6 protein-coding genes are annotated in these 4458 nt (G+C 72.1%); 5 read left to right on the forward strand and 1 reads right to left on the reverse strand.

Annotated features, from left to right (window positions below):
* The 4 genes from B9S57_RS16505 to B9S57_RS16515 form a co-directional block, all read left to right on the forward strand.
* Positions 1-1212, forward strand: a 1212-nt coding sequence (locus B9S57_RS16505) for a CynX/NimT family MFS transporter (protein ID WP_103516346.1), incomplete at its 5' end; no start/stop codon positions are given.
* Between the two features lie 17 nt (positions 1213-1229).
* On the forward strand, positions 1230-1346 hold the full coding sequence (locus tag B9S57_RS35505) for an SGM_5486 family transporter-associated protein (protein ID WP_258036409.1): 117 nt from the start codon (positions 1230-1232) through the stop codon (positions 1344-1346).
* Between the two features lie 136 nt (positions 1347-1482).
* Entirely contained in the window at positions 1483-1689 is a 207-nt protein-coding gene (locus B9S57_RS16510) for a hypothetical protein (RefSeq protein WP_103516347.1), read from the forward strand.
* Between the two features lie 98 nt (positions 1690-1787).
* Complete coding sequence (locus B9S57_RS16515; protein WP_103516348.1) at positions 1788-2306, forward strand: histidine phosphatase family protein; 519 nt, start codon at positions 1788-1790, stop codon at positions 2304-2306.
* A 59-nt stretch (positions 2307-2365) separates the two neighbouring features.
* Here B9S57_RS16515 and serB read toward each other — a convergent pair whose 3' ends face one another.
* Positions 2366-3622 (reverse strand): phosphoserine phosphatase SerB, encoded by a 1257-nt coding sequence (serB, locus tag B9S57_RS16520; protein ID WP_103516349.1) that lies wholly within the window; start codon positions 3620-3622, stop codon positions 2366-2368.
* A 278-nt stretch (positions 3623-3900) separates the two neighbouring features.
* On the opposite strand from serB, the gene B9S57_RS35510 reads away from it, so the two are divergent.
* The coding region (locus B9S57_RS35510; RefSeq protein WP_258036410.1) for an FHA domain-containing protein at positions 3901-4458 on the forward strand (558 nt) is incomplete at its 3' end.

Here is a 4458-nt window from a genome sequence, read left to right on the forward strand (position 1 = left end):
CCCGCCCCCGGCACCCCCGTGCCCGGCCCTTCCCCCTGGGTGCTGCGGATCGTCACCCTCGGCCTGGTTCTCGCCGCGCTCAACCTCCGGCCCGCCATCACCAGCCTCGGCCCCCTCCTCGAAGAGGTCCGGGACGGGCTGCACATGAGCGGCAGCGTCGCCGGTGTCCTCACCTCCGTGCCGCCGCTCTGCTTCGCGGTCTTCGGCTTCATGGCGCCGCGCCTGGCCCGCCGGTTCGGCCCCAGCGCCGTCGTCTGCGCCGGCATGGTGGCCATCGCGGCCGGCCTGCTGCTGCGCCCCTTCGTGGGCGGCACGGCGGGATTCCTCGCCGCCAGCGCCCTCGCCCTGATGGGCATCGCGGTCAGCAACGTCCTGATGCCCGTCATCGTCAAGCGCTGGTTCCCCGACCGCGTCGGCACCGTGACCGGCCTCTACTCCATGGCCCTGGCCCTCGGCACTGCGCTCGCGGCCGCCCTCACCGTGCCCCTGACGGACGCGATGGGCGGCAGCTGGAAGACCGGGCTGGCCGTCTGGGCGGCCCTCGCCGCCGTCGCCGTGCTGCCCTGGCTCCCGTTCCTGAAGGACCGGGGGGACGCCTCGGGACGGGCCGCCGGAGCCCCGGCCCCCCGCGCGCTCCGGATCACCCGCAGCCGCACCTCCTGGGCGCTCGCCTGCTTCTTCGGCCTCCAGGCCACCGCCGCGTACATCACGATGGGCTGGATGCCCCAGATCTTCCGTGACGCGGGGATCTCGGCGGGCACCGCGGGTGTCCTGCTCGCCGTCACCATGGCCATGGGCGTGCCGCTCGCCTTCGTCATCCCCCGGGTCGCCACCCGGCTGCGCACCCAGGGGCCCATCGTCCTGGTCCTCAGCGGATGCGGACTCGTCGGCTACGCGGGGCTCTACCTGGCGCCTGCCGGCGGCGCCTGGCTCTGGGCGCTCCTGCTGGGCATCGCCAACTGCGCCTTCCCGCTCGCCCTCACGATGATCGGGATGCGTTCGCGGAGCGGTGCCGGAGTCGTCAGGCTCTCCGCCTTCGCACAGTCCACCGGCTACCTGCTCTCGATCCCCGGCCCGCTGCTGGTCGGCGTGCTGTACCAGCACAGCGGGGGATGGGGCCTGCCGCTCGCTCTCATGGCGGCCCTCCTCGTGCCCCAGACGGTCGCCGGAGTGCTCGCCGGGAAGGACCGGAAGATCGAGGACGAATGCTGAGATGCGACACTGATCGCATGCCAGTGCTCGAACCGAATCCCCCGAACGGCCAGAAGAAGCTTCTCCTCGTCTTCGGGACGATGCTTCTCATCTCCGTAGTCATCGGCGTGATCGCCACGATCGCCTCCCCCTGACCCCTCGGGGTGGGGCTGGCCCCCCTGTCCCCTAGGGGGCCAGGATCAGGGTCGAGTGGGTGGGGCACCGGATGGGACCGCCGACGGCCGGCCCGTAGGTTCGTGGTGACACAGCCGAGGACCCACGGAGGCGGACATGACGGCCCGTACAGAGACCCGCCCCCACAGCCGGTCCACGGACGGTGCCGAGGTCCGGCTGCCGTGGTGGGCAGTCGTCCTGCCCGCCCTCGCGTTTGCCGCGCTCCTGCTGCTGATCGTGGAACCCGGCCAGGCCCACGCGGCGACCGGCGCCCCCGCGATCGGGCGGCTGCTCGGGCACGTCCTGGGTCTGATGCCCGCCTGACCGGCCCCGCACACGCCCTGACGCCCGTCTTCACCCCCAGCGGGTGAGCACGTCAACACCCTGCGCCCGGAGGCGCAATTCATGCGAAGCTGAGGTGTATGAGCGCCGATACACCTCGCAGGATCGTCTTTCTCAGGCATGCCAAGGCGGAATGGTCGCAGGACTCCGACCATGAGCGGCCCCTGGCGGAACGGGGCAGGAAGGACGCACCGGTCGCCGGCCGCAGGCTGGTCGACTCAGGATCCGTCTTCGACCTGGCTCTGTGCTCGACCGCCACCAGGACCCGCGAGACCTGGAAGCTCGCGGTCCACGAGTTCGCGCAGCGCCCCAGGACCGTCTACGAGGAGCGGCTGTACGAGGCCTCCCTCGGCGAGCTGATCGCCCTGTTCTCCGAGACCCCCGACGACGTGAGGAATCTGCTGGTCATCGGCCACAACCCCGGGATGCACGGTGCCGCTGACGCGCTCAGCGGGAGCGCCGAGGGCGACGCGCTCGCCCGCATGACCAGGGACGGCTTCCCGACCGCCGCCTACGCCGTCGTCGAGTTCCCCGGCTCATGGAAGACCCTGGAGCACGGGGTGGGCCGGCTCGTCGAGTACTGGACTCCGAACGACTGACCGCGGACACGCGTGGGGGCGCCGGCACAGCTGCTGTGCCGGCGCCCCCACGCGTGCCGTCAGTCCACGAGGCCGTCGGCGGCCTCGACCTCTTCGCGGGTGATCCCGAGCAGATACAGCACGGTGTCCAGGAACGGGACGTTCACCGCCGTGTGGGCCGCCTCGCGGACGACCGGTTTGGCGTTGAAGGCGACACCCAGGCCGGCCGTGTTCAGCATGTCCAGATCGTTCGCGCCGTCGCCGATCGCCACCGTCTGGGCCAGCGGCACCCCCGCCTGCTCCGCGAAGCTGCGCAGCAGCCGGGCCTTGCCCGCACGGTCGACGACGTCGCCCACGACCCGGCCGGTGAGCCTGCCGTCGACGACCTCCAGCGTGTTGGCGGAGGCGAAGTCGAGCCCGAGACGCTCCTTGAGGTCGTCCGTCACCTGAGTGAAGCCGCCGGAGACCACGCCCACCTGGTAGCCGAGCCGCTTCAGCGTCCGGATCAGGGTGCGGGCACCGGGCGTCAGCCGGACCTCGGAGCGGACCTTCTCCACCACCGACACGTCGAGCCCCGCCAGCAGCGCCACGCGTGCGTGCAGGGACTGCTCGAAGTCGAGCTCGCCGCGCATGGCCTGCTCGGTGACCGCGGCGACCTCGGCCTCGCACCCGGCGTGGGCCGCGAAGAGCTCGATGACCTCGTCCTGGATGAGGGTGGAGTCGACGTCCATGACGACCAGCCGCTGCGCCCGGCGGCTCAGCCCGGCGGACACGACGGCGATGTCGACGCCGATACCGGCGGCCTCCGTTGCCAGCGCGGTCCGCAGCTCCTCGGTGCCGGTGCCGGACACCGCGAACTCGACGGCGGTGACCGGGTACTTCGCGAGGCGGAAGATCCGGTCGATGTTGCCGCCGGTGGAGGTGATCCTGGCCGCTATGACCGCCGTGGACTCCGCGGTCAGCGGGTGCCCCAGCACGGTCACGTGGGAACGTCCGTCGCCGCGAGGGCGGTTGTCACCCGTGCCCGAGATGATCTCGGCCTGCAGTTTGAGCGACTCCGCCCAGCTGTGCACGGTCGCCCGCAGGTCGCCCTCGGTCGTCCCCCCGGGCTCGGGGGAGGTCACGAGGGCGCACAGGACGATGCGGCCCCGGGTGACGACCTGCTCGATGTCCACGACGTCGACGGCGTAGGCGGCCAGGGTGTCGAAGAGGCCGGCGGTGATACCCGGGCGGTCCTTCCCGAAGATCTTGACGAGAAGAGTGGGGGCGTCCGTGTCCCGAGGAGGCTCAGGGAGCTCAGGAGACCGGGGTGACCGAGGTGGCTGAGATGCGCTCATGGTGGTCCCACCGTATAGGGCCGCCGGGCGGGCTCCGAAGCCGTCCCGAGTGGCGGACAGCCGGAGGTAGTTCCCGGGAGGGGCGCCGGAGGCGGGGAGGGGCGCCCCGGATGGGGTGCTCCGGGCCCTTTTCTCCCGAGTCGGGAGAGGGGATACGGAGCTTCCGCGCCGTCTTCACGCCGCCCGGCTTTCCGTCGGGGGACCGGTCCTGGAATAGTTCCCCACGATGTTCAGCATCCCTAGGCTCCCTGCGACGGGGGCGACTCGGGGGACAACTAGTGGGGCGCGGAGTGCCGGAACTCGTACTGGAATTGAATGGAAGGACCTGGGCGCTCGATCCGTCCAGGTCGTACACCCTCGGACGTGATCCGCAGGGCGACCTGATGATCGACGACGCCAGGGTGTCGTGGCGGCATGCCACGGTCAGCTGGAACGGCCGCGGCTGGTCCATCGAGGACCACGGCAGCACGAACGGCACCTATGTGCAGGGCCGGCGTATCCAGCAGATGGAGATCGCCCCGGGCACGTCGGTCCACCTGGGCAACGCCACCGACGGACCGCGGGTGACTCTCACCGCGGGCGCGGGCGCCGGGGTGCACGGAGGGCAGGCGGCGGGAGCGCAGCAGGCCGCCGCTCCTCCGGTGCAGCAGGCCCCGGCTCAGCACCCTCAGCACGCCCCTGCGCAGCAGCCCCAGCAGGGCGGTGCCGGCTGGGCGGGAGGCCCCGCCCAGCAGCAGGCGCCATGGCCGCAGGCGCCGCAGGCGCAGCAGCCTCCGGCCGCGCACCAGCCTCCGGTCCCGCACCAGCAGGGCCGCGGCGACCCGCCCGGAGCGGGC

The sequence above is a fragment of the Streptomyces sp. SM10 genome (assembly GCF_002910915.1).
Lineage (GTDB): Bacteria > Actinomycetota > Actinomycetes > Streptomycetales > Streptomycetaceae > Streptomyces.

Excerpts from the sequence above, each read along its gene's own strand:
- B9S57_RS35505 (WP_258036409.1), top strand. The coding sequence starts at position 1,230 with ATGCCAGTGCTCGAACCGAATCCCCCGAACGGCCAGAAGAAGCTTCTC.
- B9S57_RS16510 (WP_103516347.1), top strand. The coding sequence starts at position 1,483 with ATGACGGCCCGTACAGAGACCCGCCCCCACAGCCGGTCCACGGACGGT.
- B9S57_RS16515 (WP_103516348.1), top strand. The coding sequence starts at position 1,788 with ATGAGCGCCGATACACCTCGCAGGATCGTCTTTCTCAGGCATGCCAAG.
- serB (WP_103516349.1), bottom strand. The coding sequence starts at position 3,622 with ATGAGCGCATCTCAGCCACCTCGGTCACCCCGGTCTCCTGAGCTCCCT.